The organism is Candidatus Pelagibacter sp. PS_37, assembly GCF_059417825.1.
Genome location: NZ_CM182067.1, coordinates 384,562 through 406,043 on the forward strand (window position 1 = coordinate 384,562; position 21,482 = coordinate 406,043).

27 protein-coding genes are annotated in these 21,482 nt (G+C 28.7%); 17 read left to right on the forward strand and 10 right to left on the reverse strand.

What is annotated here, in order from left to right; translation table 11 throughout:
- The first annotated feature begins 20 nt into the window (after window positions 1–20).
- The gene (gene ald / locus AC5SL9_RS02050) at window positions 21–1,133 is read left to right on the forward strand and encodes an alanine dehydrogenase (protein ID WP_006997110.1); all 1,113 of its coding nucleotides are present in this window, start codon (window positions 21–23) and stop codon (window positions 1,131–1,133) included.
- 12 nt (window positions 1,134–1,145) lie between these two features.
- Entirely contained in the window at window positions 1,146–1,649 is a 504-nt protein-coding gene (locus tag AC5SL9_RS02055) for a hypothetical protein (protein WP_006997109.1), read from the forward strand.
- A 12-nt stretch (window positions 1,650–1,661) separates the two neighbouring features.
- On the opposite strand, the gene AC5SL9_RS02060 is transcribed toward AC5SL9_RS02055, so the two are convergent.
- The gene (locus AC5SL9_RS02060) at window positions 1,662–2,516 is read right to left on the reverse strand and encodes an NAD(P)-dependent oxidoreductase (RefSeq protein ID WP_494574261.1); all 855 of its coding nucleotides are present in this window, start codon (window positions 2,514–2,516) and stop codon (window positions 1,662–1,664) included.
- Window positions 2,517–2,669: 153 nt separating this feature from the next.
- Here AC5SL9_RS02060 and AC5SL9_RS02065 point away from each other — a divergent pair, with 153 nt between their 5' ends.
- The 3 genes from AC5SL9_RS02065 to AC5SL9_RS02075 are packed head-to-tail and all read left to right on the forward strand — an operon-like array spanning window position 2,670 to window position 5,860.
- Window positions 2,670–4,118: a sodium:solute symporter family transporter gene (locus AC5SL9_RS02065; protein ID WP_494574262.1), complete on the forward strand. Its 1,449-nt coding sequence runs from the start codon at window positions 2,670–2,672 to the stop codon at window positions 4,116–4,118.
- Between the two features lie 49 nt (window positions 4,119–4,167).
- A complete protein-coding gene (locus AC5SL9_RS02070; protein WP_494574263.1) occupies window positions 4,168–5,103 on the forward strand; it encodes an ABC transporter ATP-binding protein in 936 nt (311 codons plus the stop codon).
- Complete coding sequence (locus tag AC5SL9_RS02075; protein WP_020169293.1) at window positions 5,093–5,860, forward strand: ABC transporter permease; 768 nt, start codon at window positions 5,093–5,095, stop codon at window positions 5,858–5,860. The genes AC5SL9_RS02070 and AC5SL9_RS02075 overlap by 11 nt, the downstream gene beginning before the upstream one ends.
- Window positions 5,861–5,888: 28 nt before the next feature.
- Here the strand turns inward: AC5SL9_RS02075 and AC5SL9_RS02080 are convergent, their stop codons facing one another.
- Complete coding sequence (locus AC5SL9_RS02080) at window positions 5,889–6,293, reverse strand: carbonic anhydrase (RefSeq protein ID WP_018414011.1); 405 nt, start codon at window positions 6,291–6,293, stop codon at window positions 5,889–5,891.
- A 119-nt stretch (window positions 6,294–6,412) separates the two neighbouring features.
- Between AC5SL9_RS02080 and rseP the strand changes: the two genes are divergently transcribed.
- The 3 genes from rseP to AC5SL9_RS02095 all read left to right on the forward strand — a co-directional run bounded on the left by rseP (window position 6,413) and on the right by AC5SL9_RS02095 (window position 9,410).
- The gene (gene rseP / locus AC5SL9_RS02085; protein ID WP_494574264.1) at window positions 6,413–7,546 is read left to right on the forward strand and encodes an RIP metalloprotease RseP; all 1,134 of its coding nucleotides are present in this window, start codon (window positions 6,413–6,415) and stop codon (window positions 7,544–7,546) included.
- Window positions 7,547–7,686: 140 nt separating this feature from the next.
- Window positions 7,687–7,962, forward strand: coding sequence for an HU family DNA-binding protein (locus AC5SL9_RS02090; RefSeq protein ID WP_006997102.1), 276 nt, complete (start codon window positions 7,687–7,689; stop codon window positions 7,960–7,962).
- Window positions 7,963–8,108: 146 nt separating this feature from the next.
- Window positions 8,109–9,410, forward strand: coding sequence for an ammonium transporter family protein (locus AC5SL9_RS02095; RefSeq protein WP_494574265.1), 1,302 nt, complete (start codon window positions 8,109–8,111; stop codon window positions 9,408–9,410).
- Between the two features lie 53 nt (window positions 9,411–9,463).
- Here the strand turns inward: AC5SL9_RS02095 and bcp are convergent, their stop codons facing one another.
- Genes bcp through AC5SL9_RS02110 form a run of 3 tightly spaced genes read right to left on the reverse strand, consistent with a single transcriptional unit; the run spans window position 9,464 to window position 11,711 of the window.
- A complete protein-coding gene (gene bcp, locus AC5SL9_RS02100) occupies window positions 9,464–9,931 on the reverse strand; it encodes a thioredoxin-dependent thiol peroxidase (protein ID WP_494574266.1) in 468 nt (155 codons plus the stop codon).
- Window positions 9,932–9,940: 9 nt separating this feature from the next.
- Window positions 9,941–10,936 carry a glycosyltransferase family 9 protein gene (locus AC5SL9_RS02105; RefSeq protein WP_494574267.1) on the reverse strand — a complete coding sequence of 332 codons (996 nt, stop codon included), beginning with the start codon at window positions 10,934–10,936 and terminating at the stop codon, window positions 9,941–9,943.
- Window positions 10,929–11,711, reverse strand: a complete 783-nt coding sequence (locus AC5SL9_RS02110; RefSeq protein ID WP_494574268.1) for an FkbM family methyltransferase — start codon at window positions 11,709–11,711, stop codon at window positions 10,929–10,931. Before AC5SL9_RS02110 ends, AC5SL9_RS02105 begins: the two co-directional genes overlap by 8 nt.
- A gap of 51 nt (window positions 11,712–11,762) precedes the next feature.
- On the opposite strand from AC5SL9_RS02110, the gene AC5SL9_RS02115 reads away from it, so the two are divergent.
- Entirely contained in the window at window positions 11,763–12,146 is a 384-nt protein-coding gene (locus tag AC5SL9_RS02115) for a rhodanese-like domain-containing protein (protein ID WP_494574269.1), read from the forward strand.
- On the opposite strand, the gene AC5SL9_RS02120 is transcribed toward AC5SL9_RS02115, so the two are convergent.
- Window positions 12,143–12,727 carry a 2-hydroxychromene-2-carboxylate isomerase gene (locus AC5SL9_RS02120; protein ID WP_494574270.1) on the reverse strand — a complete coding sequence of 195 codons (585 nt, stop codon included), beginning with the start codon at window positions 12,725–12,727 and terminating at the stop codon, window positions 12,143–12,145. The genes AC5SL9_RS02115 and AC5SL9_RS02120 overlap by 4 nt on opposite strands.
- Window positions 12,720–13,193, reverse strand: a complete 474-nt coding sequence (locus tag AC5SL9_RS02125) for an ABA4-like family protein (protein ID WP_494574271.1) — start codon at window positions 13,191–13,193, stop codon at window positions 12,720–12,722. The genes AC5SL9_RS02120 and AC5SL9_RS02125 overlap by 8 nt, the downstream gene beginning before the upstream one ends.
- A 37-nt stretch (window positions 13,194–13,230) precedes the next feature.
- Between AC5SL9_RS02125 and AC5SL9_RS02130 the strand changes: the two genes are divergently transcribed.
- Window positions 13,231–13,785, forward strand: a complete 555-nt coding sequence (locus tag AC5SL9_RS02130; RefSeq protein WP_006997094.1) for a regulatory protein RecX — start codon at window positions 13,231–13,233, stop codon at window positions 13,783–13,785.
- Here AC5SL9_RS02130 and AC5SL9_RS02135 read toward each other — a convergent pair.
- Genes AC5SL9_RS02135 through AC5SL9_RS02145 form a run of 3 tightly spaced genes read right to left on the reverse strand, consistent with a single transcriptional unit; the run spans window position 13,777 to window position 14,896 of the window.
- On the reverse strand, window positions 13,777–13,923 hold the full coding sequence (locus AC5SL9_RS02135; protein WP_020169301.1) for a hypothetical protein: 147 nt from the start codon (window positions 13,921–13,923) through the stop codon (window positions 13,777–13,779). The genes AC5SL9_RS02130 and AC5SL9_RS02135 overlap by 9 nt on opposite strands.
- Window positions 13,923–14,693, reverse strand: a complete 771-nt coding sequence (locus tag AC5SL9_RS02140) for a 3'(2'),5'-bisphosphate nucleotidase CysQ family protein (protein WP_494574272.1) — start codon at window positions 14,691–14,693, stop codon at window positions 13,923–13,925. Before AC5SL9_RS02140 ends, AC5SL9_RS02135 begins: the two co-directional genes overlap by 1 nt.
- Window positions 14,690–14,896, reverse strand: coding sequence for a DUF3553 domain-containing protein (locus AC5SL9_RS02145; protein WP_006997091.1), 207 nt, complete (start codon window positions 14,894–14,896; stop codon window positions 14,690–14,692). The genes AC5SL9_RS02140 and AC5SL9_RS02145 overlap by 4 nt, the downstream gene beginning before the upstream one ends.
- Window positions 14,897–14,901: 5 nt before the next feature.
- Here AC5SL9_RS02145 and mnmA point away from each other — a divergent pair, with 5 nt between their 5' ends.
- The 7 genes from mnmA (at window position 14,902) to AC5SL9_RS02180 (ending at window position 21,452) form a co-directional block, all read left to right on the forward strand.
- Window positions 14,902–16,017, forward strand: coding sequence for a tRNA 2-thiouridine(34) synthase MnmA (gene mnmA / locus AC5SL9_RS02150; RefSeq protein ID WP_494574273.1), 1,116 nt, complete (start codon window positions 14,902–14,904; stop codon window positions 16,015–16,017).
- Between the two features lie 185 nt (window positions 16,018–16,202).
- Window positions 16,203–17,378: a trans-sulfuration enzyme family protein gene (locus tag AC5SL9_RS02155; RefSeq protein ID WP_494574274.1), complete on the forward strand. Its 1,176-nt coding sequence runs from the start codon at window positions 16,203–16,205 to the stop codon at window positions 17,376–17,378.
- Entirely contained in the window at window positions 17,375–18,595 is a 1,221-nt protein-coding gene (locus AC5SL9_RS02160; protein ID WP_271622941.1) for an MFS transporter, read from the forward strand. The genes AC5SL9_RS02155 and AC5SL9_RS02160 overlap by 4 nt, the downstream gene beginning before the upstream one ends.
- Window positions 18,596–18,598: 3 nt before the next feature.
- A complete protein-coding gene (locus tag AC5SL9_RS02165; RefSeq protein ID WP_271626431.1) occupies window positions 18,599–19,762 on the forward strand; it encodes a chorismate-binding protein in 1,164 nt (387 codons plus the stop codon).
- Window positions 19,759–20,316, forward strand: a complete 558-nt coding sequence (locus AC5SL9_RS02170) for an aminodeoxychorismate/anthranilate synthase component II (protein ID WP_011281980.1) — start codon at window positions 19,759–19,761, stop codon at window positions 20,314–20,316. The genes AC5SL9_RS02165 and AC5SL9_RS02170 overlap by 4 nt, the downstream gene beginning before the upstream one ends.
- Complete coding sequence (locus AC5SL9_RS02175; protein ID WP_041185785.1) at window positions 20,279–21,049, forward strand: aminotransferase class IV; 771 nt, start codon at window positions 20,279–20,281, stop codon at window positions 21,047–21,049. Before AC5SL9_RS02170 ends, AC5SL9_RS02175 begins: the two co-directional genes overlap by 38 nt.
- Window positions 21,018–21,452, forward strand: coding sequence for an HIT family protein (locus tag AC5SL9_RS02180; protein ID WP_011281982.1), 435 nt, complete (start codon window positions 21,018–21,020; stop codon window positions 21,450–21,452). The genes AC5SL9_RS02175 and AC5SL9_RS02180 overlap by 32 nt, the downstream gene beginning before the upstream one ends.
- Window positions 21,453–21,482: the final 30 nt, after the last annotated feature.

Consider the following 21,482-nt stretch of genomic DNA (forward strand, 5'->3'; position numbering starts at 1 on the left):
CTGAAAAGGGAGAGAGTGTTATGAAAATTGGCGTACCTAAAGAAATCAAACCACAAGAGCATCGTATTGGATTAACCCCTGAAAGTGTTAAAACTTTAATATCAGAAGGTCATGAAGTTTTAGTTGAAAATAATGGTGGATTTGAAGCTGGTTTTGAAAATGATCAATACACAAGTGTAGGTGCTAAAATTGTTGATAAAGCTGAAGATATTTTCAATGATGCAGATATAATTGTTAAAGTAAAAGAGCCCCAAGCAGGTGAAGTTAAGATGATTAGAGAAAATCAAATCGTCTACACTTATCTACACTTAGCAGCAGCTAAAGAATTAACAGAAGGTTTAGTTAAATCTAAAGGTGTTTGTATAGCCTATGAAACGGTTACAGATGATAATGGCAGATTGCCATTACTTGCACCAATGAGTGCAGTTGCTGGACGTATGTCAGTTCAAGCTGGAGCACATTGCTTGGAAAAAAACCAAAATGGTAGAGGTCTTTTATTAGGAGGAGCTCCTGGAGTTGAAGGAGGTACTGTTGTTATTTTAGGCGGCGGTGTTGTTGGTGAAAATGCTGCTGTTATTGCAACTGGAATGGGTGCTAAAGTTCATATCGTTGACAAGTCTGAAGCAAGATTGAAACAATTGGTTGAAATGTTTGGTGATAAAATTATTCCAGAACAAAGTGATAAAATTGATTTAAATAAATTAGTTGCAAAAGCTGATCTTTTAATTGGGGGTGTTTTAATACCAGGTGCAGAAGCTCCAAAATTAATTACTAAACCAATGTTAAAATTAATGCAAAGAGGATCAGTTATTGTTGATGTTGCAATTGACCAAGGGGGTTGCGTTGAAACAAGTAAACCAACAACTCACGGTGATCCAACTTATATTATTGATGATGTTATTCATTACTGTGTAGCAAATATGCCAGGTGGAGTTCCAAGAACTTCAACAATTGCGTTGAACAATGCAACACTTCCACATCTAGTAAAAATTGCAAATAACGGTTACGCTAAAGCACTAAGCGATGATAAACATTTGCTTGCAGGACTAAACGTTTGTAAAGGTCAAGTAACATATAAAGCAGTGGCTGATGTTTTTGGGTATGATTATGTCGATCCTTTAAAAACTCTGTAATTTTTTTAACTAATGTTATCGGATAAAATTAAAGATTATTTAAACGAATACATTAGCCAGGAAGTTTACGTTCAAGTAGCCGTTGCTAAGGGTAAAAATAAAATTTCAACTAATGCTGCAATCAGTAAGTACTTTGAAAGCAATCACTTTCAAGGTTTGGCTGAAGGTAAACCCTACAATACTTTTTTAGATGATCTTAAAGATAAATGTTTAGGAAAATTAGTTAACTCTCCAATGAAAGATAGCAAAACGGACGATGAGATTATTATTGAACTTCAGAATAAACTTAATACTTTAGATATTGGTGAATTAAATGATACTTACTGGGAAGTTGAAACAGGTGAATATTTAAGAGGAGCAGATATTAAAGAAATCGAACTCGAGAGAGATACTTTAATTAAATTTTTAACTTCAAAAGATGAAGCACATGACACGGTAAGTACTCTTTGCAAAAACTATGAAAAATTGTGTAAGCAAAAGTACCCTGAAGCTCCATTGCCTTTAGAAATTTTATAATAAAAATTAATTTTATTTTTTAATTAATTCACTAATAAAAAGCTCGCCATTACCACTATCCAAGGCATCTTTATAAAAATCTTTTGTATCTTTGGCTAATTTTTCAGCATCAGGCATATCTTTTAGTAAATCTTGAATGTAGGACATATCTTTATGCGAATTTTTTGCAGTAAACTTAAACCCTGTATAATCGTTTTTTAAAAGGTTATCAAAAATTCTACTTAAGGCTGCAGAATTTCCAGAGCCAAGTTTAGCAACATCGTATAATTTCTTTAAATCAATATTAAATTTTTTTGCACCTTTTATCATGTGAACAATTAAAGTAGCGTTACCCAGTGTTAAAAAATTATTTAAAAGTTTTGATTTAGTTCCCATGCCAACTTCTCCAAAATAAAAGTAATCTTTGCAAAACGCTTTTAAAAATACCTCAGCTTTCTTAAAATTTTCTTCACTGCCACCAATAATACCACCTAAGACACCTTCTTCAGCTTGAACGGGGCCTCCCATTACAGGACATTCTATGTAGTTTATATTTTTACTTTTAAAAATTTTATTAGCTTCGATGGATCCATTTTGGTTATGAGTAGTGATATCAATAATAAGAGTATCTGAATTTAATAGAGGTAATATTTTTTCAATAATTGAATGAGCAATAGGAGTATTGGTTACACATAAAAAAAGACAGTCTAAATCTTTTGAACATAATTCGTCATATGATTTAACTTCAACTGCACCTTCACTAACTATTTTTTCTATTGGGGATCTATTTTTATTAGCAATAACAAATAAATTATTTTTATTTTTTAGAATATTTTTGGCTATTCCATAACCCATATACCCAACACCAATGAAACCAACATTTTTCATGAATGATTAAATTTATGCTTAATTATAAATTATATCAAATAGATATTTGTGTTTTGTTTTTTAATCAACTGATGTATGTATTGGAAAAGGGGTGTCGTAACTGACTGAGATTAAACCCTAATAACCTGTCCGGTAATTCAGAAAGGGAGAACAATGGATAAAACATACTTTATAAGTCAATCAACATCATTAACACTCGTCATAACTATAAGCTTAATCTTTACAATTGTTGGATTAATTTACTCTAAAAAATATCAAGGGATTAACAATTATCTAACTGCGAATAGAAACATTGGTTTCTTTTCACTAACAACAAGCCTAATTGCATCTGCGCTTGGGGCTTGGATTTTATTTGGTCCAGCATCTGCTGCTACATGGGGTGGAATAGGTGCTGTGATTGGTTACGCATTAGGAACAGCATTTCCAATGATTTTTTTAATTTCACTTGGAAAAAAAATAAGAACTGACTTTCCAAAAGGCTCAACGTTAATTGAATTTTTAAGAAAAAGATTTGGAAAGAGTTTATTTAAACTTATTTTGCTTATGACAGTATTTTATATGTTCGTCTTTTTATGTGCTGAAGTTACTGCAGTTGCCATATTGATCAATTATATTTCAGGAACTGAACTTTGGGTCACCTCTTTAATTATTCTGATCGCAACGCTTGCTTACACCTTATACGGTGGATTAAGAGCTTCAATTTTTACAGATAATATTCAAATGATAGTAATTGTAGCTTTATTATTAATTTCAGTATTTTATCTAACATCATTTACAGGGGATCAGTTTTCTTTCTCATTTATTAAAGAAAAAAGTCCTCACTTATTAAGTGCGAGTTATATTCCAAACTATACTGCAGGATTAACGTTCTTTATCGCGGTTGCTGCAACTAATCTTTTTCATCAAGGAAATTGGCAAAGAGTTTATGCTGCAAAAAATAATGAAGTTTTAAAGAAAAGTTTAATAGTAGCGTTCATCGTTATTATTCCAATTGTTTTTTTTATGGGCTTTAGTGGTTTAGTTGCAGTATCAGCTAATCCAAAAGTTATTCCTGATCTTGGTTTCTTCTCTTTATTATTAAGTGAACAGACAGAATTTTTATCATTAATAATTGTGATCCTTGGTTTATCATTGACAATTAGTACCGTTGATACATTAGTCAATGCAATATCAAGCCTAATAGTGGTTGATGGTAAAGCAACTTTTAATTTAAATAAGAAAACTAATTACTTAACTCTTTCAAAATATTTTATAGTAGTGCTTTCAATTATAGCTTTTGTAATTGCTTCAAAAGGATTCAGTGTTTTATACTTATTCTTGCTTGCTGATTTATTTTGTTGTGCGTTTGTACTTACTGTTTTTTATAGTTTCTATAATAAAAAGTTGAATGAAAAAACGGCATATATTTCAATTATTATTGGGTTAATTGGAGGGTTTCTTTTATTCCCAGCTCCTGATTTTTCAAAGAGTTTGTTAGTAGGTATAATTTTACCAGCAGATACTTTTCCAGCTTTTGTCTCTCAATCATTGTTGTTTTTATCTTTTATAATCGCAACTTTTTTGCCTGTAATATTTTGGAAAATAAAAGGATCTAAAAAATAGACCTAATAATTTGTAAAAGGTGTATAAGTAACTATATACACCCTAACAAATGTCTGAGATTCAAATATCCATTAACAACTTATCAAAAGTTTATGATAATGGCTTTAAAGCCCTTAATAATGTTAGCCTTAATGTAAAACAAGGTGAAATTCTTGCAATGCTTGGACCAAATGGTGCAGGCAAAACTAGTTTAATCAGTATTATTTGTGGAATTGTTAAACCTACTTCAGGAACTGTTACAATTGATAACTATGATATTATAAAAGATTATAGAGAGACAAGATCAAGAATAGGGCTTGTTCCTCAAGAATTAAATTTAGAATCTTTTGAAACTGTTTTTGATACCGTATCTTATTCAAGAGGACTGTATGGAAAAGCACCTAAACCAGAACACATTGAAAAAATTTTAAAAGATTTAAGTTTGTGGGATAAAAAAGATCAAAGATTAAGACAATTATCAGGCGGAATGAAAAGAAGAGTTTTAATTGCAAAAGCTTTATCTCATGAACCTAAAATATTATTTCTTGATGAACCAACAGCCGGAGTTGATGTTGAACTTAGAAGAGATATGTGGATGGTTGTTGATGACCTTAGAAAAAAAGGGGTCACAATTATTTTAACCACTCATTACATTGAGGAGGCTGAGGCTATAGCGGACCGTGTAGCTGTAATTAATCAAGGTGAAATTATTGTTGTTGAGGATAAAAAAGAATTAATTAAGAAAATGGGACACAAAAAACTAACCATTGAATTGCAGAAAAAAATTACAGAAATTCCAGAAGATTTATCTAAGTATAATCTTGAAATAAGTGAAGAGCAGATGTCATTAATTTATACTTATAATGTTCAGGCTGAAAAAACGGGTATTACTGATTTATTGCAAGATATAAAAGATACTGGCTTAAAATTAAAAGATTTAAAAACAGAACAAAGTACATTAGAGAAAATATTTGTTGATTTAGTAAAGGAGAATAATGAAATTTAACTATTACGGCTTTAAAGCTATTTATGTTCATGAGATGAATAGATTTATAAGAACTATAGGTCAATCTCTTCTCTCACCTGTAATATCTACATCATTATACTTTGTTGTTTTTGGGTCAGTTATTGGAAATTATATTCAAAAAATTGATGGGGTTAGTTATGGGTCTTACATTGTACCAGGTTTATTAATGTTAACACTCCTTACTCAATCAATAAGTAACACTTCGTTTGGAATCTTTTTTCCAAAATTTAATGGAACTATTAATGAAATTTTAGCAGCACCCATTTCAACACTTGAAACCGTTCTAGCTTTTGTAGGGGCAGGAGCCACTAAAACTTTAGTTGTTGGTGCTGTAATTTATGCAACCGCCTCTTTTTTTGCTGATGTGAGTGTTATGCATCCAATGTTAATGATATTTTTATTAGTATTAGTTTCTTTTACTTTTGCTTTATTTGGATTTTTAATTGGTGTAGTTAGTAAAAACTTTGAGCAGATGTCGATTATTCCATCATTAGTCATTACTCCAATGGTATTTTTAGGAGGAAGCTTATACTCTCTTGATATGCTGCCACCATTTTGGCAAACAATTTCATATTTTAATCCAGTAGTTTATCTAATTGATGGCTTAAGATTTTCTTTCTACGGCGTCTCTGATTTTGATATTTGGATTAGTATTAGTTCGATGGTTTTCTTTTTAATGGTTTGTATTACCCTTGTGTCTATCTTGCTTAAAAAAGGCTATAATATTAAAAGTTAACTCGCTTTCATTTTAAGATTAATAACTACTAAAGTTTTATAATCGTTTGATTTAATTTCATGATATGAAATTCTAATCGAAGCTTAGGAAATTTTTTATTTAATAGTTGTTTTAGTTTTTGATAAGAAGTTTTGTGAATTTCATCCTCATCTAAATCTTTTTTACCTTCGGCAATTTTAATCGCACCACAGTCTTCATGATTTATAACAATGAGTTTGCTTATTTTGTGAAGCTCAATTGAAGCTGATAAATTATCAATAAAAGTTTGATGCCATTTTTTAAATTTATTATGAGTAACACCGATGGCTCCACCTGCAATAGTAAATGAGCTATACTTTCCAGTTAAGTTCTTTTTTTTGGTAAATTTATAGACTAGGGATTGGAACCTTGGATCCATACAAGAAAGAACCATTGCTTTAAATTTTTTTTGCATAAAAATTAATTAATAAAATTTAAATACAAAATTTTTTTTTATTTGTCATTAATTTGTTTATTTTTTGAAATGAATTGACTATTGAGAACGGCCTTAAAGTCAGCTAGAGTATAATTATTATGCTTTCTTATATATTGCCTTTTATTGCTTTAATTGTTGTGGTGGTATTTATCCATGAATATGGACATTATTATTTTGCTAAACGATACGGTGTAGGAGTTACTGATTTTTCAATTGGTTTTGGCAAAGAAATGTTTGGTTGGAATGATAAATCAGGAACTCGTTGGAAGGTTTGTGTCATACCTCTTGGGGGATATGTTAAGTTTTTTGGTGATAGAAACGTTTATAGCCAAGCTGATAATGACAAAATTATAAAAGAATATAGTAAAGAAGATCAAGATAAACTGTTTGTACTAAAGCCTTTATATCAAAGAGCTTTAATTGTATTTGGTGGCCCTTTAGCTAACTTTTTATTAGCAATTCTGATATTTTTTTCAGTTTATACCTTTTTTGGAAAAGATTTTACACCAGCTGTAATTAACGAAGTTCAAAAGGATAGTCCTGCAATGGTAGCTGGTCTTAAAGACAATGATATTGTGGTCTCTATTGATGGCAACGAGGTTACAAGCATTATGGATGTTTCAAAATATATTATGATGTCTACTGATGAATTTATCAATTTTACAGTAAATAGATTTGATCAAGATTTAACCTTTAGAGTAAAACCGAATATTGTTGAAGGCGAAGATAATCTTGGAAACAAAATCAGCAAACGTATGGTTGGTATTAAACTTGGTGCTTATAACAATGAGGTAAATCACGTTAAACTCGGTCCTACTAAAGCAATGTTTTATGCGGTTAATGAAGTTTATTATGTAAGCACTTCGTCTCTTAAATATATTGGAAGCATGCTCACTGGAAATGGTGATACTTCACAGTTGGGTGGGCCAATTCGAATAGCAAAAATTAGCGGACAAGTTGCAGAATTTGGAATTTTACCTTTTATAAGCCTTATGGCTTATATTTCTATTAGTTTAGGGTTAATAAACTTGTTCCCAATTCCAATGTTAGATGGTGGGCACTTAATGTTTTATGGAATTGAAAAGGTATTAGGGCGTCCATTATCACAAAAAACTCAAGAAGGTTTTTTTCGAATCGGAATGTTTTTATTGCTATCATTGATGTTTTTTACAACGTTTAATGATCTAAAAGACGTTGGTTTATTTAAGTTTTTTAATAATTATATTTCTTAAATAATCCTTTAAAATCAACATTTATTTAACAAATCACTATATATTGAGGTTTTTATTTTAGTAGACACTAATAAAAAGCTTGATTTATGAGGTTTAATGTCAATTATGTGAAAATAACCAATAAAACCGGAGCTAAATAAATGAACAAAAAACAATTAATAGCACAACTTTCAGGTTCTTTAAACCTAAGTAAAGCTGATGCTGAGCGTACTTTTGATACTATTACAAACACTATTCTAGATGCTTTAAAAGGTGACGATACAGTGAAAATTGCTGGATTTGGAACTTATAAAGTAGCAAAAAGAAAAGCTAGAGTTGGAAGAAATCCTAGAACTGGAGAGCAAATCCAAATCGGTGCTTCTCAAAAAGTTAAGTTCTTACCAGCTAAGGCACTTAAAGAAATATTTAATAAGTAATTAAATAGTAAATTCATTAACAGCCTTTTACAGAAATGTAATAAGGCTGTTACCATATGCAATCACTGCATACCTAAATTTCCCAATCAACATTAGTTTTTAAGTTCATCCAAAATATAAGTGAAAACTTAAACATGGAGGTCTTAATGATAAAAATAATAAAAAAAATATCAGTTCCACTTATTAGTTTATTTTTTTTAATAAACATGAGTAGTGCTGGAATAGCAGAAACAACTATTTCTGCTGAAGTAGGGTTTGTATTTAATACACTCCTATTTTTAATTTGTGGTTTTTTAGTAATGTTCATGGCGGCAGGCTTTGCAATGCTTGAGTCAGGAATGGTTACTTCTAAAAGTGTTTCTGTAATTTGTGCAAAAAATATTGGTTTGTATGCAATTTCAGGAATTATGTTTTGGTTAGTTGGTTACAACTTAGCATACGGTATACCAGAAGGTGGATATATAGGTACTTTTACACCTTGGTCAGACTCTAGTTCACTGGAGGCAGGTTACTCTGCTGGATCAGATTGGTTTTTCCAAATGGTATTTTGTGCAACAACAGTTTCAATTTGCTCAGGAGCAATGGCTGAAAGAATTAAGCTATGGCCATTCTTTTTATTTGCAGCAATTTTATCTGGTGTTATTTATCCTATAGTAATGGGATGGCAATGGGGTGGAGGCTGGTTAGCAACTATCGGATTTTCTGATTTTGCTGGATCAACTCTAGTTCACTCAACTGGGGGTGCTGCTGCACTTGCTGGTATTATAATACTTGGTCCAAGATTTGGAAGATTTGATAGCAAAGGTAATCCAAAGGCTATTCAACCATTTGCAGCATCATCAATTCCATTAGTAACTATTGGTGTGTTTGTATTATGGTTAGGTTGGTTTGGATTTAATGGTGGTTCTCAATTAGCATTAGGTTCATTTGCTGATGCAGTAGCTATTTCAACAATCTTTATTAATACTAATTTAGCAGCTTGTGGTGGTGTATTAGCTGCAGCCGTAGTTACAAGATTATTGTTTGGTAAAACTGATGTAATACAAATGTTAAACGGTGCAATTGGTGGGTTAGTTGCAATAACAGCTGAACCATTAGCACCATCTCCATTAGCAGCAATATTAATTGGTGCTGTTGGTGGTGTGATAGTTGTATTTGGAACTAAACTACTATTTTCATTTAAACTTGATGATGTAGTGGGTGCAATTCCAGCTCACATGTTTGCGGGTATTTTTGGAACTTTAATAGTACCGATCACAAATGCAGATGCAACATTCGGAGCACAGTTAATTGGTGTTTTATCAATTAATATTTTTGTTTTTGTAGTGGCTTACATAATCTGGTCGATTATGAACAATCTCTTTGGAATTAGATTGAGTAAAGAAGCTCAAGCCAAAGGTACAGATGTTACTGAAACAGGAGTAATTGCTTACGCAATCAGAGACTAATAAAAAACTATCTCTCTTATAGTTAGAAAATAGGCCCCTTAATTGGGGCCTTTTTAATTTATAGAGTTTTTTAGGGTATCAAGCACTTCTTTAGCATGATCCTTAACTTTTACATTATCCCAAATTTTTACTATTTTACCATTTGGATCAATTAAGAAAGTTGTTCTCACTATTCCCATGAACTCTCTACCCATAAATTTCTTCTTAGCCCAAACTTTGTATTTTTTTAAAATATTAAGCTCTACATCAGATAAAAGATCAAATTTGATTTTAAATTTTTCTTTAAATTTGTGGTGGCTTTTTAGATCATCTTTGGAAATACCAAAAATATTACAATTCAGTTTTTTAAATTTAGGTAATAATTTGTTAAAATCATTAGTCTCAATTGTGCATCCTGGAGTGTCATCTTTAGGGTAAAAATAAAGAACCACATATTTGCCAAGTGAATCTTTTAAAGAATAAATCTCACCATCTGTTGAGTTTAATTTAAATAAAGGTGCTTTAGAATTTATTTTAAACATTATTTATATTTAATCATTAAGATGTTTAATTATATCTAAAAAAACTTTATCAGGAGTAAGTTTTCGCATTTCTTCCCGGTCTTTGATAAACTGATTATCAACATAATTTTCAGGAACTAATGGTATGACCTTACTAAACTTTAATTGACTTATCGCAGTATTAGCAAATAAGCCAAAACTTTTTATATTTAAAGCAGCAGCTAAATTTAAAGGACCAGAGTTATTACCTACAAAAAATTCACAGTCTTTTATCACGCTAATGATATCAATTAGTTTTAAATCAGAACAATCAATAAAATAGTTTTTATTTGATTTAGCTATAATATCTTTAGCTATATGCTGCTTATCTTTTCCACAAACTAAATAAATATAATCAAAAACTTTCTCGTTGTAAAATTTATTTGCAAGTTCTATAAAATTTTCCTCATACCATATTTTATAATCCTCAAATGAATCAACACCAAAGGCTATTTTTTTTCCACTATAAAAATTTTTTTTTTTAAATTCCTCTATGCTTGATGGCTTAATCTCTATATGTGGATAAATATCTTTAATTTCAATATTATTTAATTTCAATAATTTTTGTGATTGTTCAGAATAACTTAAAAGCCAATCCTTATCGTCTAGAAAGTTTTTATTAGTAAGCCACTTTTTTTGTCTTTTAATGCCAGGACCTATAATATTCTTAATGTTTGCGAGTTTTGCAGCTACTGCCGGCTTGTTGATTTTATCTAATATATAGACATGCGTATAATCTTCAGTAAAAAAAATTTTCTTTAGTTTAAAAACATCTATCCAATAAAAAATTTTTTTTCTAAAATTGTTATAGTGAATTGTATTTATATAATTAAGATCTTTTAAAATTTCTTTAGCTTGCGTTTTTTCTCTAACAACTAAATCAATTTTTTTATTGTGATGTTCACTTATGGATTTTATATAAGGTAGTTGCCAAATTAAATCGCCTAATTTATGATGCGAATAAACAATACAAATTTTTTCAATCATTAAATTTTAATAGAAAATCTTCTTTTCTGTGTGTATTTTTATAATCGAGACCATTTATTGGAAAAGATTTGTTTGTTTTTTTTAAATTTAGATCATTATTTTTAATGTTTATAAAAGTTAATTCTATAACATTGGGATCTCCATCTTTATTTGACCCTGCAAAATTATTAGCATGTATATGAATTAATTTAAGCTCTTTAGATTTAATAACAAAATCCTCAATTTTATTTAGATTTTTGTGTATGTCGTGAAATTCAATAATCAAAGTATTAATTTTTTTTGAATTATCTAAAATTTGATCAAGTATTTTGTATTCATCACCTTCAATATCAACTTTTAGTAATACACTTTGATAAGCTTCAAGAATTTTGTTAATGGTGATTTCTTGATTGTTAATGTCTTCTGTACCAATCTTAAGAATATAATGCTTGTTATGATTTTTGAAGAATCTTAAATAATCTAAATACCTAAAAATATGAATAATTTTTCTTAATCTTATTTTTTTTAATAAAAAAAAATGTTTAATATCTTTTTTAAATCTTTCTACCCAAAATTTTTTATCAATTGTATGGTCATAAGCTTGTACTATACATTTGGTGTTTATTTTTAATAATGATTTTTCAAATTCCCAGTCATCATTTAAACCGCAGGTTATGATTATATTAGCATCTAGGACTGATTTTTTATCAATAACATAGCCACCATCAAGTTTTGGACCAATTCTAACTAATTTTTTATTATCAATATGAAAAGGTTTTAGAAAATTTGGTAACATATAAATATATTAAGTCTTTATTTAAATTTTTTTTTATATAATAGTATATAAATGAATATCAAATCATCACAAATGTTAGTTTCACAGGCTTTAGAACAGGTAAAAACCATATCTGCCGAAGAGGCACACCAATTATTAGTAAATAATAAATGTAATTTAATCGATATTAGAGAAAAAGGTGAACTTGATAAAATGGGAAGAGTTGAGAGTTCAAACCATATTCCTCGTGGAATGTTAGAATTTTGGTTAGATCCAGAAGGTCCATATTTTAAAAGTGGAAAAATTGACATGACTAAAGAGATGGTTTTGTTTTGTGCCGGAGGATTAAGATCAGCCCTTGCAGCTAAATCATTAAAAGAAATGGGTTTTGAAAATGTTTCGCACATTGATGGTGGCTTTGCAGCAATTAGTCAAAGTGATTTTAAAATAGTTTAATCTATTTTATTATATTCATCTAAGGCAAATTCCAATCGATCTTGTCCCCAAAATATTTTATTATTAACAATGAAAGTGGGCGCTCCAAAAACTTCTTTTTCATAGGCATTTTTTGTGGCATCTTTTAATTTTTCTTTAATAGCTGGATCTTTAATTGTTTTAAAAAAAATATCTTTATCAATCTTACAATGTTCAAGTAGTGATATTAAAATTTCTTCTTTAGAAATATCCAAATCATCTTTCCAATAAGCGTCAAACATTGTTTTAATATATTGTGCTTGATTTGATGAGCTAATATCTAAATAGCCACGCATAATATTTAATGAGTTTAAAGGAAATTTAGAGTTCCACTTAAAATCAAAATTATTTTTTTTTGCAATTAACAAACAGTCATTAATCATATGTTTTAATTTAGGTTTGATAAATGCTGGTGCTGTTATTCCTTCTAAATTGTGAAGACCACCTAATAAAATTGGCTTATAATTTATTCGAATATCTTTTGGTAACTTTTGGATTTTTTTGTAAGCTAAATACGCGTAAGGACTAATAAAATCAAAATAGAAATCTATTTCTTTAATCATATAGATTAATTCTTTTTGCGTAAAAAATTCTTATAATCCAATAAAGAGTAAGTCCAATGGGACCAATAAAATATGTTATTAATAACGGAAAAGACATTATTATTTTATTGATACCAAATTTTTGTGAGTCCTTAACAATCCATCCACCACAAAATAGATTAATAGAAAGAAAATGAGTCCAAAACAAAATTAAGAAGGATTTATCGTTAAACAAATAACTAATTGAATCTAAGCCTAAATATAGTTCAAAATTTTTAATAAAGTCATAGCCTTCGTTAAACAGCATATATGTTAAGTAACCGTAGGCGAAACTTAAAATAATAAAAGGAAAAATTGATGTGATAAAAACTCTACATATTTGTGACTGCGGAAAGAAGACTAATATTAACCAAAAAGGTAAGACACCTAGATTTAACCAAAGAAAAATCATTTCAATTGTAAAATATGTATAGATTTGATCGATCATTTTTTAGTGTATTATACAACAAGCTATTAAGATTCATATGAGAAATAGAAAAAAAACATTACAAGTGACGGTAGAGGAAATGAGAAATTTCTCATTTGCCTATATCGAAAGATACGCACCATCTAAACAACAGCTTAGAACCTATCTATTAAAGAAGTATCTAAAAGCTAATTTAGAAAATATTAAAAAACAAGATATTACAGATTTAATAGATGTTGTTTTGCAAGATCTTGAAAAAACTAAGTTTATTAATGATAAATTCTATTCTGAAAGTAAATCTAGAAGCTTAATCCAAAGAGGTAGTTCGGTTAATAAAATTAGAAACTATTTAATGACTAAAGGAATTAATGATCGCTACATTAAAGAAACAATAGATAAGATTAAAGAGGATAATTCTGACCAAGATTTTTTTTCTGGAATAAAAATATGTAAAAAAAAGAGAATTGGACCAGCAAGAGTAGAGGATAATAGAGCCCTATTTTATAAAAAGGATATTGCTTTACTAGCAAGAAATGGTTTTGATTTTGAAACCTCTAAAAGGATCATGGATATTGATCAAGCTGACTATATGAAAATAATTAGATTACTTTAATTTTTTTTCTTTCTCTTCTTCTTCAACAAGTAACTGAATTCTATTTCTAATAACATTTTTGACAAATACAAAAACTAATAAACCAAAGATAGAAACTGATACTATAATTATTAAAATTATTCTTAATTGCTCATCCATTATAATATGTTTTTACTTTTTAAAATTAAACTTGGGTTTTTAAATTCAGTTTTTCCATAGAGTATTTCATTATAATTAAAGTCAGTCACTTTCCCTCCTGAGTGCTCAAGGATTGCATGACCAGCTGCAATATCCCACTCACAAGCTCTTGGTTCAGCGACATACATATCAAATTCACCCGCTGCAATAACACAAAATTTTAGTGAGCTTTTCATTTTTTGAAAAGAACTTATTTTATATTTTTTATGAATTTCTAAAATTTCAGGTTTAAGATCGTTAGAATAGCTAACTGCTGTATGTCCAACATAATTTTTCTCTTTATTCATTAATGAAATTTCTTGATTGTTAATTAACTCGTAACTGTGAGACAAACCGTAAGAATAAAAAACTCTTTTTTTTGCTGGAACTGTTATGATCCCAATAGCGGGTTTTTTATCGAATATTAATGCTGCATTTAAAGTAAATTCATCACGGTTATTAATATAATCTTTGGTGCCATCTATTGGATCGATTAACCAAAAAGTATTTAAATCATTATCCATCTTATGGTTTGCACTCTCTTCTGAAACAATAGGGATATTTGGAGTGATTTCTTGGATCTTACTGGTTAATATTTTATTAACTTCAATATCTCCGTTACTTACAGGAGTATTGTCTGACTTAATTTCTTTTTTTAAACCAGCTCCTCTTAAATCTAAGGCTACCTGACTTGCTTTATTAAAAGTTTCTATCAGTGAAAGAGTAATTTTCTTTTTTTCTTCAAGGTTCATTTATATAATTTTTCTAATTGAATTATTTTTGAATTGATAACTTTTTTTCCAACATTTTCAAAATTTACAGTAACTTTACCATTAATTATTGATTGAACTTGTCCTGTTCCCCAGTCTTTGTTGTTAGGATTGATAACTTTGTCACCTGGTTCAAAATCTAAAATCATTAATTTACTTATAGTTAATATACTAATAAATATCATTAAATATGACAAAATTTAATTCTATTGGAATAGCTAAAGACCCAAAAGACACCTTAGTTATTGTTGCAATGTCAGGTGGAGTAGATTCTTCAACAGTTGCAGCTATGATGAAAAATGAAGGTTATAATGTCATCGGTATTACTCTTAAACTTTATAATGACAGTAAAGAGACAGCTTCTTCAAAACAATGTTGTGCAGGCCAAGATATTATGGATGCAAAAAGAGTAGCTGATAAATTAAAGATAGAGCATAAAATTTTATATTATCAAAATAAATTTAAAGAAGGAGTTATTGATAATTTTATTGATAGCTATTTAAATGGAGAAACACCTATTCCATGTGTGCAATGCAATAAGACAGTTAAATTTACAGACTTATTTGAAGAAGCTAAAAGACTTAACGCTGATGCTTTAGTAACAGGACACTACGTTAAAAGTATTACTGAAAAAGATAATACAGATATGTACAGAGGAATTGATTTAAATAGAGATCAAAGTTATTTTTTATTTAATACCACAAAAGATCAATTAAATTTTTTAAGATTTCCTTTAGGCAATCTTCTTAAGGATGAAACAAGAAATATTGCAAGAGAACTTGATCTTAATGTTGCAGATAAACCTGACAGTCAAGATATTTGTTTCGTTCCAAATGGAGACTACGCTTCTGTTATAGAAAAATTTAGACCAAATTCTTTTAGCAAAGGTAACATTAAAAATATGAATGGTGAAGTGATAGGAGTTCATGATGGCATTATTAATTATACAATTGGTCAAAGAAAAGGAATTGGAGTTTCTGATAAGAATCCATTGTATGTAGTAAAGATTATTGCTGATAAAAATGAAATTATTGTTGGAGCCAAGGAACACCTTGTTAAAACAAAAATAAATTTAAAAGATTTGAATATCATTACAAACGATCAAAATGATTTTAAAAATGAATTGTTCGTAAAAGTAAGGTCTACTGGAAGATTAATTAAAGCCAAGATAGATATCAATGATACTAATGCGAACGTTAATTTATTGGAAGAGGAACACGGTATTGCGCCTGGTCAAGCGTGTGTGTTTTATGCAAAAAACAATAATGGCTATAAGGTTCTTGGTGGTGGTTGGATAAAAAGTTAGGTATTATTGAGATATAAAAGTTAAGAGACTATTTTTTCTTATTTTTTCTTTTAGCTCTTCTTTTTTTAGAGCCCTGTTTTCTTCGACCTCTGTGTTTTTTTGGGTAACCCATACTATCCTATTTATAATTTTATTGACGTTATTGGAGGGATATAGCATTCTCCCTTTAACTTATCAAATTTTTTATGACTAAATCATTCAAGACTTTTCTTAAACATACTGCAAAAGATTACCATAATCAGTCAGTTAACCCCCCTGTGGTAAGAGCATCGACTATTATCTTCAAATCCATGCAAGATATTAGAAAAATGCAGGATAAGAGCAAAAAAGATCCAACAGGTGGACATTTTGATTATGGAAGACAAGGAACATCAACAACCCATGTTTTATCACAAATACTTAAAGAAATGGAAGAGTGTTATCATGTGTTTTTAACACCAACTGGATTTGGATCAGTTTTCTTATCTATATTTAGCGTTGTTCGACCTGGTGATGAAATTATTGTGGCCGATCCAACATATTCACCTACGAGAATTTTAACTCAAGACTTCTTAAAAGAATTTAATGTAAAATCTGTTTTTTATGACCCACATGATTTGAAAACTTTAGAAAAAGCAATTACAAAAAAAACAAAATTAATTTTTGTTGAAAATCCTGGAAGCAATACGTTTGATTTTCAGGATTTAGGTAAAATAGTATCAATTGCAAAAAAGAATAAAATTTTTTCTGTAATTGATAATACATGGGGAACTCCTTATTTTTTAAAACCAATTAAACTTGGTTTTGATATGTCCATTGTATCTGCTACCAAATATTACTCAGGCCACTCAGATGTTATGGGTGGAAGTTTAGCTGTTAATAAAAAAGCTTTTAAACAAGTTGATAAAGCGAATAAAATAACTGGTTTAAGGCTTGGTCCTGATGATGCGTATTTAATAACAAGAGGACTTAGAACTTTAGATGTTAGATTAGACAAACATGAAAAAAGTGCAAAACAAGTAGCTGAGTTTTTATCTAATTATAAAAATATAAAACTATTATATCCTCATAAAAAAGATTCCTTTAATTTTAGAATGTGGAAAAAATATTATTCTGGTGCCTCAGGATTGATGGGCTTGAAAATTAAATCAAAAAACAAAAACTCTGTAATTAAGTTTGTTAATTCTTTAAAATTATTTGGTTATGGATATAGTTGGGGTGGATTTGAAAGCCTTGCTTTATATCAAGATAAACGTGAACAAGGTAATAGAGAATATCTAAAATTAGCAAAAGATGAACATTTAGTTAGATTGCATATTGGTTTAGAAGACCCAAAAGACCTCATTGATGATTTAAAAAAATCTCTTAAATATATAAAATGAGTTCAGAAAAATTTATTCAAAATAAAACAGCTTTAATAACGCTGATTGCAGCTTGTGTTGTAGTTTTAATTTCTCTTGGTGTTAGGCAAACTTTTGGTTTGTTTTTCATGGATTTTAAAAATGACCTAGATATTTCAATAACCCAATCTGGATTAGCAATAGGTATTCAAATGTTAATGTGGGGTTTAACAGGTCCTATATTTGGAGCCATTGCAGATAAATATGGTGGACACAAAGCAATTTGTTTAGCTTTTATTTTTTATATTTTGGGAATTTATTTTTTGTATGCTGGTCCAAATACTGGAATTTTTTTTCAAATCGATTTAGGACTTTTAGTTGGAATTGGTTTAGGTGGAACTGCAATTAGTATTCCAATGTCAATTGTTGGAAAGCATTTTCCATTATCAAATAGAACAATAGCAATGAGCATTGTTACAGCTGTTGGTTCTTTGGGTTATTTTATCTCACCACTTTATACGAGCTATTCATTAATTAAAAATGGATGGGTGGATACACTTTTTGTATTCACAATATTCTTATTTATCGGACTTATAATAGCTTTTTTTGTGAGATCCCCATCTGCTGCTCAGTCTATTGAAAAACCAAACAACCAAAGCGCCATAGAGGCATTTAAGGAAGCCTTCAAAAACAAAAGTTATATACTTTTAGTCTCTGGATTTTTTGTATGTGGTTTTCATATAACTTTAGTTGGAACACACGTTCCAAAATACGTAATAGATAGAGGCTTAGAAAGCTGGACGGCTGCTGCAATATTGTCATTAATTGGATTATTTAATATATTTGGTTCTTTATTAAGTGGATACTTATCTACGAAAATTAGTAAAAAAATTATCTTAAGCTCTATTTACGCATTAAGAGGAATTTCAATTATCTTATTTATATTTTTACCCGCAAGTAACATTAATGCATTTATCTTTGGTGCAAGTTTTGGTTTTTTATGGCTATCAACAGTGCCTGCTACAAGTGGAATAGTTGCTCATATTTTTGGAACAAAATATCTTGGTATTCTGTATGGAATAGTTTTTTTAAGTCATCAAGTAGGCTCATTTTTTGGAGCATTTCTTGGAGGACTATTTCATGATTTATATGGCTCTTATGATTATGCTTGGTATTTAGCAATTGTTTTATCTATTTTTGCAGCAATAATACATCTACCAATTAAAGAAGAAGCAGTTCTAAGACTAAAAACAGAATAAAAATTGAATAAGAAAAACTACTTACTAGATTTAAATAATTCAAAGAAACCCTTTATAATCTATAAATCAGATAAAGGGTTTGATCTTTATACAGACTTTTCAAAAAAGATTATTTTAAACAATAATAATATTGAAAAATTTATTAACGAAAATAATAGGTTAAAACTTCCTTATAAAGAAACTGATCTGTTTATTGGTTTTTTTGGCTATGAAATATTAAATAATTTAATTGAAGTAAAAATAAAAAAACAAAAAACAATAAATTTCCCTAAAGGCATATTTTATAAACCTGAAACAAAAATAAAACTTCCAAACAACCTTGAGTATAAAAAAACAAGATCATTAAATTCTAATGATTTATTCAAAATAAATATTAATAAAAAATCCTATAAGGTAATATTTGATAAATTTAAAAAGAAAATAAAATCTGGAGAAACATATCAGATTAAAATTTGTACTAAATATAGTAATAAATCAAAAATAGATGCTTTAGATTTTTTTAGTAGACTTGTAAAAAGCAATATGGCGCCTGAAGCATTTATGATTAAGGATAAAAATTATTCAATAATAAGTTGTTCTCCTGAAAATTTGATAACAAAAAAAAATAATTTTATAACAACAAAACCAATTGCAGGCACTTTAAAGAAAACTAAAAAATTAAATAAAAATAAAGCCCTTACTTTTTTTAGAAAAAACTTAAAAGAATCCAAAGAACACAACATGATTGTTGATATGGAAAGAAATGACTTATCTAAAATTTGTAAACCAGGTTCAGTAAAAATTTTAAAAAAAAAGATAGTTGAAGAATATAAAGATCTTTATCATTATGTGAGTTTAATTGGAGGACAACTCAAAAATAGAGTTACCTCATTAGAGATTATAAAGGCAATGATGCCGGGAGGATCTGTAATAGGATGTCCTAAAATTAGTACATTAAATTTGTTAAACAAACAGGAAAAACAAAGTAGAAATATTTATACAGGTAGCTTTGGTTACTTAAAGTTCAATGGAGATATGAGGTTTAATATCATTATTAGATCAATATTAAATTTTAAAGGTAAATCGGAAATTTCTGTGGCCTCTGGTGTTGTAATTGACAGTAATGCAGCTCATGAATTTAATGAAAATTATATTAAAGCAAAGTCATTAATGGATCTTTATAAATGATATACATTATCGATCATCATGACTCTTTTACTCAAAACGTAGTACATCAATTTCAAAATTTTGATGAAGTTGTTTGCACTAATTTTAATGAAATAAATCAAAATAAATTAAAAAAAGCAGATATTATTGTTTTTTCACCAGGTCCAGGTGCTCCGAAAGATTATCCAATTAGTTCTGAGATTTATAAAAAATTTAAAGGTAAAAAAAAAATTATTGGAATTTGTCTTGGGTTTCAACAAATTCTTCATTGTGAAAATGGAAAAATAGTTGAACAAAAAAAGATTTACCATGGTTTCCAATCTAAAATAAAAGTAACTAGCAAAAATTCATTGTTTAAAAAAAATAGTCAATTTACTGTAGGTAGATATCACTCTCTAAAATTAAAAGAGCCGTTTGCTGCAAAAAATTTTGAAATTACAATGAGGTGTGCTATTTCAAATACAGCAATGACAATAGAAAATAATAAAGAGAAAATATTTGGCTTTCAATTTCATCCTGAATCTTTTTTAACTGAAAATGGTAACTTACTTATTAAAAAAATCTTATCAGCATAAAACTTACAAAGAGATTAATTTTAAAGATCTTTGGGGGGATAATGGTGTATTCACTACAATGTGGATTTTTGGAAAACCTGCTAAAATACTTTTTTTTAAAAAACATATTAAAAATTTAATAAAATCTTTAAAAGTTTATAAATTAAATAACCCAAATCTTGAAAAAAATATTCTTAAATTAATCAAACTGAATATTGATAAAAAAAGATCTTATAATCATCTTCTTAGAGTTGCAGTGAATAAAAAGATGATATCAATTTCTTTGAGAAACAGAAAAACTCCTAAATTAAATTTTAATTTAAAGCTTATCCGTCACAAACGATTTGACCCTAAATTTAAAAATCTTAAATATAACTTTATATTAAAGCATTTATCTAAAATGGATAATACCACTTCAGATGTTGGTCTTTGTTACAAGAATACAATTTTAGAAAGTGGAACTTCAAATATGCTGTTTATAAAAGATGATAAAGTGTACTCTCCAATTAATAATATTTATAAGGGCATTACCTATAAATTTTTTAATAAAAAATTAGGTAAGATTATTAACAAAGATATATTGATAAAAACTTTATCTGAATTTAGTGAAATTCTTCTCATTGGTTCTGGAAAAGGTGTTGCTTCAATAAAAAATATTAATGAAATCAAGTGGAAGAGAAAAAGTTTTAAATTTTATAAAAAACTATCTAATTTTTATAAAAATGAAGTTAACAAATGCTCTATCTATAGATAAAATTATGTTTGACCCAAATAATCCTTGTTTATTCTGCAACTCCAAACAAAGTGGACTAGCTGCTGAAAATGATTTGGCTTATGCTAGTTATGACACATATCCAGTGTCCGAATTCCATTGTTTAATTATTCCAAAACGGCATGTTGTGGATTATTTTGATTTAAATGACGATGAAGTGATTGCTTGCAATAACTTAATCAAACAAATTAAAGAGGAAATATTGTTAAAAGATCCGGCAGTTAAAGGTTTTAATATTGGAACAAATGCTGGAGTTATTGCTGGACAATCAATCTTGCATTGTCATATTCATCTAATTCCTCGTAGAGAAGGCGATGTTGATAACCCACAAGGAGGAGTTCGGTCGGTTATACCAAAGAAACAGCATTACAAGCGTAAGGTGTAAAATCTTATATGGTAAAATAACCCATACAAA